At 37.9% G+C, this 14,035-nt stretch carries 10 protein-coding genes; 6 read left to right on the top strand and 4 right to left on the bottom strand.

All coding sequences use genetic code 11. From position 1 onward, the window contains the following. Window positions 1–398 precede the first annotated feature (398 nt). A complete protein-coding gene (acsA, locus tag ACSKT4_RS09460; protein WP_186871079.1) occupies window positions 399–2,114 on the top strand; it encodes an acetate--CoA ligase in 1,716 nt (571 codons plus the stop codon). A gap of 52 nt (window positions 2,115–2,166) precedes the next feature. Here the strand turns inward: acsA and ACSKT4_RS09455 are convergent, their stop codons facing one another. After that, window positions 2,167–3,777, bottom strand: a complete 1,611-nt coding sequence (locus tag ACSKT4_RS09455) for a glycoside hydrolase family 43 protein (RefSeq protein ID WP_465823237.1) — start codon at window positions 3,775–3,777, stop codon at window positions 2,167–2,169. A gap of 417 nt (window positions 3,778–4,194) precedes the next feature. Continuing rightward, window positions 4,195–5,370, bottom strand: coding sequence for an ROK family transcriptional regulator (locus ACSKT4_RS09450; protein ID WP_465823236.1), 1,176 nt, complete (start codon window positions 5,368–5,370; stop codon window positions 4,195–4,197). 158 nt (window positions 5,371–5,528) lie between these two features. Here ACSKT4_RS09450 and ACSKT4_RS09445 point away from each other — a divergent pair, with 158 nt between their 5' ends. The 3 genes from ACSKT4_RS09445 (at window position 5,529) to ACSKT4_RS09435 (ending at window position 8,923) form a co-directional block, all read left to right on the top strand. Beyond that, complete coding sequence (locus ACSKT4_RS09445) at window positions 5,529–6,827, top strand: extracellular solute-binding protein (RefSeq protein WP_465823235.1); 1,299 nt, start codon at window positions 5,529–5,531, stop codon at window positions 6,825–6,827. A gap of 382 nt (window positions 6,828–7,209) precedes the next feature. Continuing rightward, window positions 7,210–8,088, top strand: coding sequence for a carbohydrate ABC transporter permease (locus tag ACSKT4_RS09440; RefSeq protein ID WP_465823370.1), 879 nt, complete (start codon window positions 7,210–7,212; stop codon window positions 8,086–8,088). Window positions 8,089–8,101: 13 nt separating this feature from the next. Continuing rightward, entirely contained in the window at window positions 8,102–8,923 is an 822-nt protein-coding gene (locus ACSKT4_RS09435) for a carbohydrate ABC transporter permease (protein ID WP_465823234.1), read from the top strand. 37 nt (window positions 8,924–8,960) lie between these two features. Here ACSKT4_RS09435 and ACSKT4_RS09430 read toward each other — a convergent pair whose 3' ends face one another. Continuing rightward, window positions 8,961–9,581, bottom strand: a complete 621-nt coding sequence (locus ACSKT4_RS09430) for a YesL family protein (protein WP_465823232.1) — start codon at window positions 9,579–9,581, stop codon at window positions 8,961–8,963. Window positions 9,582–9,721: 140 nt separating this feature from the next. Between ACSKT4_RS09430 and xylA the strand changes: the two genes are divergently transcribed. After that, the gene (gene xylA, locus ACSKT4_RS09425) at window positions 9,722–11,044 is read left to right on the top strand and encodes a xylose isomerase (RefSeq protein ID WP_465823231.1); all 1,323 of its coding nucleotides are present in this window, start codon (window positions 9,722–9,724) and stop codon (window positions 11,042–11,044) included. 57 nt (window positions 11,045–11,101) lie between these two features. Then, window positions 11,102–12,601 (top strand): xylulokinase, encoded by a 1,500-nt coding sequence (gene xylB / locus ACSKT4_RS09420; protein ID WP_465823230.1) that lies wholly within the window; start codon window positions 11,102–11,104, stop codon window positions 12,599–12,601. Window positions 12,602–12,877: 276 nt separating this feature from the next. Here xylB and ACSKT4_RS09415 read toward each other — a convergent pair whose 3' ends face one another. Further along, window positions 12,878–13,915, bottom strand: coding sequence for an aldose epimerase family protein (locus ACSKT4_RS09415; RefSeq protein WP_465823229.1), 1,038 nt, complete (start codon window positions 13,913–13,915; stop codon window positions 12,878–12,880). Window positions 13,916–14,035: the final 120 nt, after the last annotated feature.

Here is a 14,035-nt window from a genome sequence, read left to right as displayed (position 1 = left end):
TAAATAGATTCATATAATTCTATTAGATGTTCATTAGTTATGTCAGTTTGTTCATAAACATTAGATCAGTATTGGATTGTTATTTTATATACTTCTAAAAAATAACACAATTCTGCTTACAACAAATAACTACATATAGTATACCATTAATACCATTATTTACAAAATATAATGGTAAATTAGAACTATATACGAAATAAGTGAACATTTACGGAAAGCCGCTGATTTTTTATGGGGATTGCCCCTTCTTTTCACTAATTGATATAAAATTCTATCAAATTAGTGCTAAACACTTTAAAAAATTCACAAAATGTTCTAAAATACTAATAAACATTTTAAATATTTCATAATTTAAGAAATGTAATCGGTTGCAAATTTTGTAGATGAGGTGATAAAGGATGGATATGCAACGTGTACCGGCAAGAGAAGGAAATTATAATTTAAAGAACTATGATGAATTACGATCTACCTTCAAATGGGAAGATGTGCATAAGCACTTTTCGTGGAATGAAACAGGAAAAGTGAATATTGCATATGAAGCAATTGATCGCCATGCGGAAAACCCAGAGAAAAAAGATAAAGTTGCACTTTTATACTCAGCGCCTGGGAGAGAGGAATCCTTAACCTTTTCCGATATTAGTAAAAAAAGTAATCAATTTGCTAATGTACTTAAGAAATACGATGTTCAAAAAGGGGATCGGGTATTTTTGTTCATGCCAAGAAGCCCGGAGTTCTATGTAAGCTTTTTCGGAATTTTAAAGACAGGTGCAATTGCGGGTCCATTATTTGAAGCCTTTATGGAACAGGCGGTTCGCGATCGTCTTCAAGATAGTGAGGCAAGAGTGCTGATTACGACACCTGATTTATTAGAACGTGTACCACAAGAGGATTTACCAGACTTAGAGAAAATCATCTTAGTTGGTAATCGTAGTGAGCCATCCGATAAATATATCGATTTTTATGAGGAAATGGAAGTAGCAAGTGAAAGCTTTGATATCGAATGGGTAGATTTAGAGGATGGAATGTTAATTCACTATACCTCTGGATCTACTGGTAAGCCAAAAGGGGTATACCATGTGCATAATGCGATGATTCAGCACTATGTAACGGGTCAATGGGTACTTGATTTAAAGGATGACGATGTATATTGGTGTACAGCTGATCCTGGTTGGGTGACAGGCACCAGTTATGGCGTGTTTGCACCATGGCTAAATGGGGTTACCAATGTTATTCGTGGAGGCCGCTTTACACCAGAGGATTGGTATTCAACATTAGATAAACACAACGTAACCGTTTGGTATACGGCACCTACTGCATTACGTATGCTCGTAAGTGCTGGTGAAGGCCTAGTAAAAAAATATGATTTCTCTTCACTGCGCCATGTCTTGAGTGTTGGGGAACCATTGAACCCAGAAGTGGTGACATGGGGACTGAAGGCATTTGATTTACGTATTCATGATACATGGTGGATGACCGAAACGGGTGCACAATTAATTGTGAATCTACCTTCTGAGGAGATTCGCCCAGGTTCGATGGGGAAACCAATTCCAGGTATTGAAGCATCGATTGTCGATAATGAGGGGAATGAAATCCCTCCAAATCAAATGGGTAATTTAGCGATTAAAGCAGGATGGCCTTCCATGATGCGTGCGATTTGGAATAATCCTAGTAAATATGATAGCTACTTTATCAATGGCTGGTATGTATCAGGAGATAGTGCTTACCGTGATGAAGATGGCTACTTCTGGTTCCAAGGTCGTTTAGATGATGTCATTAATACATCTGGTGAGCGTGTAGGTCCGTTTGAAGTAGAAAGTAAGCTAATTGAACACCCTGCAGTAGCCGAAGCTGGTGTTATCGGTAAACCAGATCCACAGCGTGGGGAAATTATTAAAGCATTCATCACATTAAATCCTGGATATCAGGAATCGGATGAGTTATTAGAGGATATTCGCCAATTTGTGAAAACGGGATTAAGTGCACATGCTGCACCTCGTGAGATTGAAGTACGTGATTCGATTCCAAAGACACGAAGCGGTAAAATCATGCGTCGTCTGCTTAAATCTTGGGAACTAGGGCTACCTACTGGAGACACATCTACATTAGAATCATAAAAAATATCCCTCCAGGTAATTTTATCTGGAGGGATACTTTTTATTAACCGAATTAATTGTCAGGCTTATAAATAAAATAATCAAAATCAGCATGCTTATTTCTACCAGATGTATCCTGACAATGCATTCCGACAAATGCTCCTGTGAAGAATCCCCCACCTTGAATATAATCATCTGATAGCTTGTAAGATTCAAAGGATAGTGGGATTTTCACCCATGTATCCCTGTCAAAGGAATAGGAATACGCATAAAGATGGGTGTTAACATCAACCCTTAGATAAACATATTCCACACCATCAGGAACGTTAATTTCGTTCCCTTTCAAGGGCTGTCCAAAGGTGAAATTATCACATGTCAGAATATCGAGAATTCGCCCTTTTTCCTCGTTCCACGTAAAGGTAAGTGTTGTCCAGTTTTGTGTGTTGTAATAGTTTACTAGTCCTGCTGCTTGCTGGAATGTATCTGGATGAAAAGCAACCTTCGTTTCTGCGGTAAATTTAAAATGCTGCCATCTTCTTGCAATAAAGCTTTGCGTAAATTTCGAAGTAAGCGATTCTCTACCGTAAAGACGTAAATGCCCTGGATTGTCTTTCAAGGAGGCGATATCTTCCCCTAAAGGAATGCGCAAGCTTTGGAAGTGTAAATTCAATATATCAGAATGAAAATCATCTTTTTCTTCATAATCTGGTTCCCATTTCACTTCTGGAATATTCGGTCCTTCTATTTCTAAAGCAGGCTGATTCCCCCCAACAACATATGGCCAATTATCATGCCACTCTAATCGCTGAATAGCCGTTTCTCGACCTAGTGGGCAGAATCCTCTGGGGTCTAATAATGGTTGCCCTTCTCTAGGAAGAGGACGTCCAGTTAAATGTACTAAAAACCATTCATCGGTATGGGTTTGCACCATAGATGCATGTCCTGCTTTTTGCAAAGGATTTCTTGGATACATGAACGATGTAATAAGTGGGTTTTCTGGATGTACTTCATATGGGCCCCATAAATCTTTAGAACGTGCTATCGTTGCTTGGTGGTCATATTTTGTTCCACCTTCAGCGGTTAATAAGTAGTAATAACCGTTCATCTTGTAAAGGTGAGGTGCTTCGGTTAATTTAATATCCGTTCCTTTAAAAATAACCTTGGATGGACCAATTAACTTTTGCTGTTTCACACTATATTCCTGTAATACAATCCCGTAAAAATTATGATGGCCAATTCGATGATCCCAAACCATGTTCACAAAATACTTTCTCCCATCGTCATCATGGAATAAAGATGGATCAAATCCTGAGCTATTCATATGGATTGGTTCAGTCCATTCTCCATCAATAGTTTCGCAGGTTACGAGATAGTTATGACAGTCTTTCCACTGTCCTTCAGTTACCTTTACATCGGTATAGATAAGCCAGAACTTCCCGTCACTATATGAAAGAGCAGGTGCCCATATTCCACCAGAGTCAGGGTTTCCCATCATGTTCAGTTGGCTTAGTCGATTTAGAGGTCTAGATACTAGTTTCCAATTTTTTAAGTCTTTGGAATGATAGATTCCGACACCTGGAAACCATTCAAATGTGGAAACGGCAATGTAATAATCTTCTCCAGCTCGGCAAATACTTGGATCTGGATTAAATCCGGTTAAAATTGGGTTTTTAATGGTTGTCATGTTATTCCTCCTTTAAAATTGAATGCGTTTACATATATATTTAAAATTTCTAATGGGGTCCTCAGCCTGTATACATTCCGCTTTCACTTCCAGTACAGGGGGACATCGCTCAAAGGTACCTCGTAGTTTCTACTTTGCACTTCACAGTACAAGTGCGACATCCGCTTGAAAGAACCCTCGCGGTGTCTTCTTTGCCACGGGCGCTGGTGAGCCAGGCTACTACTTAATAAACTTTTCTGCAGCCTTGCGCTGAGGAAGCCTGCTACGAATTGTAACATGCAGACGCAGGTGCACCAGCGGGTCTAACCGATGTCTTTCCTCCCACAGGCTCCGTGTATACTGACTGCTCAGAGATAGGACCAAGTTTTATTTTCCTTGAAAGCTTTACAATTTATATAAAACAAGATTTACTATTCATTAAATCGTAAGTAAAAATTTCTCTACGGAGAATGCTGCGATTCCTAGGGCTGTGGAGTGGGTTGAGAGTTCGGAAAAGTTAATAACTAAGTTTTGTTGTTGAAACCATAATGTTTGGCTTTTAATACGATTCATTAACGGTTCCATTAACCAATCTTTCGCATAAGCTATTCGGTTTCCAATAATAACTAATTCAGGATTAAAGATATTCGAAATATTATTAATTCCAACACCAAGGTAATCTCCTATTTGATGGAATATTTCAATTGCCTCTTGATTACCTTCTTCCGCAAGGGTAATGAGACTTTCTAGTGTAAGTTCTCGGTCATGGGGGATAGTTAATCCTTTTTCTTGAGCATTTTTTACCAATGCTTTTTCCGATGCATACAGTTCCCAGCATCCTTCATTTCCACATCCACACTTCATCCCGTCCATTTCGATCGTCATATGTCCTAATTCCCCACTGAAGCCATTACTTCCCTTATATAACTCGCCATTTAGAATGAGACCGACCCCAATCCCTATTCCAACACTTACATAGATAATATGGTGATAATCTTTTCCAGCCCCAAATTTCTTTTCCCCATACGAACCGGCGTTTGCTTCGTTTTCAATGATGACTGGTAAGGAATACTTTTCTTCCATAATGGAAAGTAAATCAACATTCTTCCAACCAAGATTAGGAGCAAGTAAGATCTCTCCACTTTTACTTACTGTACCTGGGACCCCAATTCCGATGCCGATAATTCCATATGGGCTAGGAGGAGCGTTTTCAATCAAATAATCAACCATTTGGAATAGTTCATCTAGTATTTCATCATAGGTTAAGTTGTTAAATTTCACCTGTTTTTCTAGACAAATGTTACCCTCTAAATCCGTTAGTATGCCAAGTAGATAGTTAACACCGAGATCAAGCCCAATAGAATAACCTGCAAGTTGGTTAAATAAAAGCATTACAGGTCTTCTTCCCCCACTCGATTCCCCAGGACCAGATTCATGGATTAGATTTTCCTCCATTAAATCGCTCACAAGGGATGACACCGTTCCTTTGTTTAAGCCGGTCATGTTGGCAATGGATGCTCTTGATATGGGGTAATTGGTGCGTATTGTTTCCAATACTAATGATTTATTCTCTTTCTTTACTTCATGCTGATTCCACGTTTTATTCTTAATCATCTGCACTACCACTTTCTTTTTATATTAGTATAAGTATAGCATGTAATAATGCCATTATAAACTTAGTTTATCCACTAGACAAACAAAATGTTTTTTGATATTCTTTATGTAAGCTTAGTGATAAGCCTAAATATTTTTAAAATTTAGGGGGGTTAGTGATGGAAAGGAAGAAAGCGATTACATTATTAGTTGCTTTACTATCTGTAATGTTCTTATTAGCAGCATGTGGTGATAATGGTGCTTCTGGCTCTGATGGTAATTCAAAAGTAATCAAATTTATGCATCTATGGCCAGAGGGCAGCTCAAAAACACATAATGAAATTGTAAGCGAAATCATCGCAGAATTTGAAGATGGAAACCCAGGGGTAAAAGTTGAATTAGAAGTATTAAGTAACGAACAGTACAAGGATAAAATCCAAGTATTATCCACATCAGATGAATTACCAGATGTAGGGATGACTTGGGCAGCAGGTTATTTGGATCCATATGTAAACGGTAACAAATTCACACCCTTAGATGATCTATTAGAAGGCGATTTAGCGGACAGCTTTGTCTCTGGTACCGCTGAGGCTTATGCTATTGATGGAAAAACGTACGGTTTACCATTAGAACTTAATATTGCTACGATCTTCTATAATAAGCAGATTTTTGATCAATATGGTCTTGAAGAGCCAAGTACGTTACAAGAACTAGAAACGATTATCCAAACATTAAGTGATAATGGAGTCGCTCCAATTGCACTTGGAAATAAAGACCGTTGGACAGGTTCTTTATGGTACATGTATTTAGCAGACCGAATTGGTGGGGCAGATGTATTAACGAATGCGATAAACCGTACTGGTACATTTGAGGATCCTGCATTAGTGCAAGCAGCAGAAGAAGTGCAAAAGCTAGTAAACATGGATGCATTCGTAAAGGGATTTAATGGTTTAGCGGATGAAGAAGCAAAAAGTATGTTTATGAACGAACAGGCAGCCATGTATTTAATTGCTACATGGGATTTACCTAACTACACAACAAATGAAGACGTACCACAGGAATTTAGAGATTCTGTAGGCTATTTCCATTTCCCTACTGTTGATGGAAAAGGAGATATGAATAGTTTTGTGGGTGGACCAGGGGTAGGATTATTCGTAGCGGAAAACTCGGATGTAAAAGAAGAAGCAAAAGAATTTGCTTCATTCTTCGTTCAACAATGGGGTGAAAAATCCGTTACCCAAGCAGGTGTAATTCCAGCAACAAAGCTAGATACTAACTCTTTAGAGTTACCACAAATGTATGTAGACGTATTAGAAGACTTAAATTCAGCAAGTAATCTAACATTATTCGCTGACGTTCAAATGAGCCCAGACGCAGCACAAGTTCATTTAGACATGATCCAAGCAATATTCGGCAACGAAGTAACACCAGAAGAATTCACTAAAGCACACGAAGACGCATTATCAGCAGAGGAATAATCATCTAGAATTCTAAAAAATTTGTAAAAAAGGAAAAGAGACTGGTATTACCTTTGGTTAATTATTACCTATCCTTAAACCATACTAGCTCCTGAAATATACGGAGACTCCAGCGTGAGGAAAGGCAAAGGTGAGACCCGGTGATGCACCTGCGTCAGCAAGTAGCGCTACGCAGTGGGCTTCCCCGGTGCAAGGTTGCAGAGATGTTTATTCAAGTAGTAGCCTGGATCACCAGCCGCCCGCGGCAAAGCAGACACCGCGAGGGCTGTTTCAAGCTGATGTAGCACTGGTACTGGAAGTGAAAGCGCAGTATATTTCAGGAGCGGGGGTGGTGAGTCATTACCAGTTACTTTTCCACTTTAACGATATGGGGTTGAATGAAATGAACAAAGTCATGTCCAACAAATGGATAATTGCATTTTACGTTCTTCCCGCACTCCTATTAGTCACCATCCTTATTTTCATCCCATTACTCCTAACCGGTTACTATGGGCTATTTAAATGGGACGGAATAGGAGAAATGAATTTTATTGGGCTACAGAACTATATAACAGCCCTCCAAGACTTAAAATTCTGGGATAGTGCATGGCATTCATTCTTATTAGCAATATTTTCTACACTTAGCTTAGTGATCTATTTAATCATATCGCTCATTTTAGCATCCAAAATAAAGGGCGCAAGTCTACTCAGAAAGATTTACTTAATCCCAATGCTTTTATCGTCTGTTGCGATTGCTCAGCTTTGGATCAAAGTGTTTAATCCAACAAATGGTATGTTAAATCATATCCTGACGTTTATTGGAATTGAAAATCCCCCTGCATGGTTGGCAGATACTTCCATTGTGTTATATGCCATCTTTGTCCCGATTTTATGGCAATATGCAGGTTTCTATATTTTAATTTATTATGCAGCATTGAAAAACATCCCTGAATCAATCGTGGAGGCGGCTCGGATTGATGGTGCTTCTCCGATACAAATTGCTTTTCGAATCAAATTACCATTAATCATGGGTGTTATAAAGGTGACCATTGTGTTAGCTGTCGTTGGGTCTTTGAAGTATTTCGATTTGATTTATGTTATGACAGGTGGAGGGCCAAATGGGGCTAGTGAGGTTATGGCATCGTATATGTATAAATTAGCCTTCTCTAGTAATAATTTTGGTTATGGAAGTGCGATTGGATTTTTACTACTTATCATTACATTGATTATTACGGTTATCATTCGGAAGGTAACAGCATCGAAAGAAGAAATTCAATATTAAGGGGGTGTGTCTGATGAAACGTATTGGCTATTTTACTTTGTACATCTGTTTAGGGCTTGTCGCTGTATTTCAGATATTCCCGATTATTTGGTTATTCCTATTCTCGCTAAAAGATAATCGTGAAATCTTTTCTGGATCCCCGTTTGCATTACCACAAGAGCTCAGATGGGAGAACTATTTAAAGGTTTGGGAAAGTGGTATCGGTACGTACTTCTGGAATAGTTTATGGATTACGGCAGTTGCGATTGCCTTTACGGTTCTGTTTGCATCGATGGCTACGTTTGCGATTACCAGGATGAAATGGAAGTTTAGTAAGCTTGTTTTAGGATTGTTTATGATTGGGCTAATGATTCCAATTCATTCGGCGATTATCCCGCTGTTTAGTATGTTTTTAAATGTGAACTTAATCGATAATCCGTGGTCGATAGTCATTACGTATACAACGTATAATCTACCAATTACGATTATGATTTTACTAGGTTTTTATTACACGCTTCCAAAGGAGATTGAGGAAGCAGCTATTATTGATGGTAGCTCCGTTAACCGGATGTTTTTTCAAATTATATTACCTATGACCGCACCTGTTCTATCAACAACGGTCATCATTAATATGATCTACAATTGGAATGAATTTGTATTTGTTAATACGTTTATCAGTTCGGATGCGTATAAAACCCTTACAGTCGGCATCCAAAACTTTATTGGACAATACATGACCGATTGGGGCGCAATAGGTGCAACCCTAATCATTAGTGTGCTACCTATTTTATTAGCGTTTATTTTCTTTAGTAACAAAGTAGTAGAAGGAATATCAGCAAGTGCAGTAAAGGGCTAAAAAAACACCTCATCTTGCAATGGATGAGGTGAACAGCCTATGAATCTATCTTTTTCCGTTCTATTTTCTGAAAAGCATGATACGCTAGCCACATGGTTATAAAAGCGTATGTACTAGCACCAAAAATAAAATAAAGCGATGGTGCAAAGCTCATCAGGAAGTAAATCGAAAAGAAACAAAAGAGCATTAGTAAACTATGTAACGGATGAATAAGCATAATTAAAAACGCATTTTTCATCAAAGGAAACAACTTCAAATCATAATGTACAAAAGCAGGAAATAAATAAAAAAGATAGATTAGAAACAAAAACATAAATGCAAATAACGGAATCGCTAACCATGAATAAGATTCATCTTGAATCGATTGGATAAATAAGAAATCTAATCCGATTAACACAAGTACTAACGTTATGATAATACCTAGCTTATTGCTAGCGAAGAATTCACGTTTATAGTATTTCCAAAACGACATAAAAACAGGTATATCATGTTTGCCTTTTAACCATTCTCTCGTAATGGTAAACAAAGCAATAGTAGAAGGGTAAAGTCCGAATATTATGCCACCTAATAACGTGAACAAAATCCATAATAAATTTACAAAAGCAAATCTAGTAATCCATTCTAAAATGATATATATCGTTGTGTTTGTATATTTCATGTTTGAAACCTCCTCTAAGGCTACCTTAGAATGCTTACGAGTGAATATTCAACAAACTTAGTATATCGAATAGATGAACAAAGGTATATATCTATTTTAAAAGCTTTGAAAATTATTATCCAATACTAGGAGGTAATACAATGTCCTATTTTCCAACCATCCATAACATTACGTATGAAGGTCCAATATCTAAAAATCCTTATGCATTTAAATTTTATAACCCAGAAGAAAAAATTGGTGTCCGTACAATGGAAGAGTATTTACGTTTTGCGGTAGCGTATTGGCACACTTTCACTGAGGATTTATCTGATCCATTCGGTGTAGGTACAGCAATCAGACCTTGGGATAAATTTTCTGGATTAGATTTAGCGAAGGCCCGAGTAGAAGCAGCCTTTGAATTTTTTGAAAAACTAGGTGTTCCATATTTTTGTTTCCACGATGTAGATATTGCACCGGAAGGCGATACATTACGAGAATCCAATCAAAACCTAGACACGATTGTTGCCATGATAAAGGACTATATGAAAGATAGTAAAACAAAATTGCTATGGAATACGGTTAATAATTTCACCCATCCGCGTTTTGTTCATGGTGCTGCGTCATCTAATCATGCCGATGTCTTTGCATATGCCGCTGCAAAAGTAAAAAAGGGCTTAGAAATTGGTAAGGAATTAGGTGCGGAAAATTATGTGTTCTGGGGTGGACGTGAGGGCTATGATACATTACTCAATACCGATATGAAGCTAGAATTAGATAACTTAGGTCGCTTCTTCCATATGGCGGTAGATTATGCTAAAGAAATTGGTTTTGATGGACAGTTTCTCATCGAGCCTAAGCCAAAAGAGCCAACAACGCACCAATATGATTTCGATGTTGCAAGTGGCTATGCTTTTTTACAGCACTACAGATTACAAGAGCATTTTAAATTCAATATTGAAGCAAACCACGCGACACTTGCTGGTCATAGTTTTGAGCATGAGCTTCGATATGCAAGAGTTAATGGTATGTTAGGATCAGTTGATGCAAACCAAGGTCATCCTTTACTAGGCTGGGATACAGATGAGTTTCCATCAGACATATATTCTACAACACTAGCAATGTATGAAATTATTAAAAATAATGGGTTAGGTCAAGGTGGATTGAACTTTGATGCAAAGGTTCGCCGTGGATCGTTTACTCCGGAAGATTTATTCCATGCCCATATAGTAGGAATGGATAGCTTTGCTGTAGGACTTAAAGTTGCCCAGCAATTAGTAGATGATAACGTGCTAGATGATTTTATCGAAGAACGGTATAGAAGTTTTAAAGAAGGAATCGGCCTTGATATTGTGGAAGGTAGAGCAGACTTCCACACATTAGAAGAGTATGCTTTATCCTTAACTGACATTACTCATACATCTGGCAGAACTGAATTCATCAAAGCGACGATTAACCAATATCTATTACGAGCATTTGCAGATTAAACCTGTTTCCCACTGGTGGTTAGCCCCAGTGGGAATTAACTTAAGTGAGGTGCTACGATGAAATATGTAATTGGTGTGGACTTAGGAACAAGTGCAGTGAAAATTTTACTCGTGAATCAAGATGGTGCAGTTATCCAAGAAGTATCTAAAGCATATCCTTTAATACAAGAAAAATCAGGGTATAGTGAACAAAACCCAGAAGACTGGGTCGTTCAGACGATTGCAGGATTAAAGGAATTGCTAGAGGGGTTCGATGGGAACCATGATGATATAGAAGGAATTAGCTTTTCCGGACAAATGCATGGTCTTGTATTACTTGATGAAGAGCGAAAGGTGCTAAGAAATGCGATTCTTTGGAATGATACTCGGACAACGACTGAATGTCAGGAAATTTATCATGTTGTTGGTGAAGAACGTCTACTTAATATCACGAAAAACCCAGCATTAGAAGGGTTTACGTTACCGAAATTACTTTGGGTGAAAAACTATGAACCAGAAATTTTCCAGGAGGCGAGGAAGTTTGTTCTGCCTAAGGACTATGTTCGGTATAGACTCACAGGAGAATTGCATATGGAGTATTCTGACGCAGCAGGGACATTATTACTAAATGTAAGTGAGAAGCAGTGGAGCAAGGAAATTTGTGAACTGTTTGGACTTAATCTGAACCTATGTCCTCCGTTAGTTGAATCTCATGAAAAAGTGGGAACTATACTAAAGGAGGTTGCAGATTCTACGGGACTTTCTGCTTCAACAGCAGTGTTTGCTGGTGGTGCCGATAATGCTTGTGGTGCAATTGGTGCAGGGATTTTAGAAGACAGCAAAACATTATGTAGTATTGGAACTTCAGGTGTTATCCTTTCTTATGAATCAGGTCGCCATAAAGATTATGCAGGGAAAGTACACTATTTTAACCATGCTGTAGTAGATGCTTTCTACACCATGGGGGTAACCCTTGCAGCAGGGTATAGTTTAACTTGGTTTAGGGATGTTTTTGCTGCGGATGAAACATTTGAAGCACTTCTTGCCGATATAGGTTCTGTTGATATAGGCGCAAACGGGCTATTATTTACGCCGTATATTGTCGGAGAAAGAGTCCCTTATGTCGACGCTAATATTCGCGGGAGCTTTATTGGTATGGATAGCTCACATGAAAGAAAGCACTTTGTCCGAGCTGTTTTAGAGGGAATTACCTTTTCCTTAAATGAATCGATTGATATTTTTAGAAAAAACGGTAAAAAGATAGATACGATTATATCCAGCGGTGGCGGTGCAAAAAACGAAACATGGCTCCAAATGCAAGCGGACATTTTTAATGCAGAAATCGTTCGACTTAAAAGTGAACAAGGTCCAGGAATGGGCGCAGCAATGCTCGCAGCATATGGCAGTGGATGGTTTAATTCACTAAACGAATGTGCGGATAAATTTTTACAAGTCGATAAAACTTTTACACCAATTCCGGATAATGTAGTAAAGTATCAGGAATTGGATCGTATTTATAAAGAGATTTATTTGAATACTAAAGAAATGAATTACCGGTTAGCAGCGTTTCGTAAGTAACATGAAAAGAAGTGGTTGAACTAAAAACTTGTAATCACTACTATAATAGCGAGGGTGCACGCACCTTCGCTATTTTTACAGTTCAAGTACTAGTATAGGGGGAAAACGGGAACATTTATGATTTTAGGAGCCTTTATCATTTGTATGAGTTCTGTACTGGGGTATATTGGAAAATATGTATAAGAAAAAAATCGGTTGTTAGCATTAGTGCTTAGATTAGGTTTAGCATTAGAGTTAACCATTAGATATTAGAAGTAATATCGTTTCTTTTTAAGCTCATGTTATCGTCTCAAATTGAAATACTGTCCGTTCCTGATACCTTTCATCAGCATTCAAGATAACAGAAGGAAAACCGTCGTGGTGTAAGGATGCAGGCGAGCTTTGAGTTTCGAAGCATACACCGAGATAATTCTTGGACCGCCCCTCGTTTAGTATGTAATTAGGACCTAAATTATTGGAAGTATACATGACCATACCTGGTTGGGTAGTTTTTATCTTAAGTACGCGACCACTAGTAGACTCTGTTGCAACAACAGCATATGGCTTCTTTTGGTCAAAAATAAAATAGTGGTCATAGCCATTTCCTACTATGTTATGCTGATCCATCGTGCTTTGGATCCCATCCGCTAGCGCTCTGACTGAACGGAAATCAAAAGTTGAATTGGTAACATCGAGAATGTTGCCAGTAGGGATTAGCCTTTCATCTAATTGTACAAATCGACTACTATCCATTGTCACGTGATGGTGATGAATCGTTTCTTTTATATTGCCACATAAATTGAAATAAGTATGATTCGTTAATGTAAGTACGGTAGTTTTATCCGTTGTTGCTGAATAATCGATGATGAACTCGTCTTTATTTGTAAGTGTATATGTGACGGTTATATCTACATTGCCTGGATATCCGTTATTTTCTTGCTTACTATAGTAAGACAATTTTAAGCCAATTATTTCATCACCTTCAAAAGGTTCCACATTCCAAATCACTTTATGCAGCCCGTTATGACCACCATGTAAATGATTAGTCCCCTCATTTTCCCCTAAATTAAATGTTTTGCCGTTCAACTCAAATGTTGCATTATGGATCCTCCCAGCAACACGACCAATTAGTGCTCCAAAGTAGTTTGGGTCATGTTGATAATCAAGAATATCCTTATATCCCAATACAATGTTTTCCATCAGTCCATCTTTATTTGGGGTGATGATTTTTGTAATAATACCACCAAAATTTAAAACTTCTATCGTTATTCCATTGCTATTCATTAGGGTGAATAGTTTCCAATTATTTTGAAATTGCTTTGTCTTTATTTTCACGTTCTTTGCTCCTTGCTTTCTCATCTCTCTGTATGTTAATTGTATCACATAGGAAATGGAATAGTCTGACGATAAAATAAAAAAGAATCGTACAAAATAAGTGCTGTACGATTCTCGCAT

This window comes from Ornithinibacillus liuyingii, from assembly GCF_055550225.1.
Note: the sequence above shows the minus strand (reverse complement) of the source record. Positions and strands in the feature narration are given on the sequence as shown.